The 531-nt window shown below is 43.7% G+C and carries 2 pseudogenes; both read left to right on the forward strand.

Annotation, left to right across the window (positions count from 1 at the left end):
- Positions 1 to 144 (forward strand): annotated as a pseudogene (locus E2K52_RS14695) (NADP-dependent oxidoreductase); the annotation flags it as partial.
- A 197-nt stretch (positions 145 to 341) separates the two neighbouring features.
- Positions 342 to 531: pseudogene (gene mcbR / locus E2K52_RS14700) on the forward strand (colanic acid/biofilm transcriptional regulator McbR); the annotation flags it as partial.

Consider the following 531-nt stretch of genomic DNA (forward strand, 5'->3'; position numbering starts at 1 on the left):
ATGGGGCAATGGGTGAAAGAGGATAAAATCCACTACCACGAAGATATTACTGATGGTTTAGAGAATGCGCCACAGACGTTTATCGGCCTGCTGAAGGGTAAAAACTTCGGCAAAGTGGTGATCCGCGTCGCGGGTGATGATTAAAGTTTCAACGGCGGCGTAAGCCGCCATAAAAATCCAGGCAAAAAGCTTATTTTCAGCTTTAATTAACTAACCACGTCATTGTTCTGCTGCTAATAACAACAAAGGTGGGTGGTTTATGATTATTCACTTTAATACACCAGTTGAACTCCTTCTGCCGTGCAGGCAGGGTTGGACAGAAAACACGCGAAGGAATTAAAATGCCTGGAATGGGAAAAATGAAACATGTCAGTTTGACTCTGCAGGTTGAGAACGACCTGAAACATCAGCTTAGTATTGGCGCATTAAAACCTGGAGCACGACTGATTACTAAAAATCTGGCGGAGCAATTAGGTATGAGTATTACACCTGTGCGTGAAGCATTATTACGTCTGGTTTCGGTGAATGAGC

Source organism: Acinetobacter sp. RF14B (assembly GCF_006864105.1).
GTDB classification, from domain to species: Bacteria; Pseudomonadota; Gammaproteobacteria; order Pseudomonadales; family Moraxellaceae; genus Acinetobacter; species Acinetobacter lwoffii_C.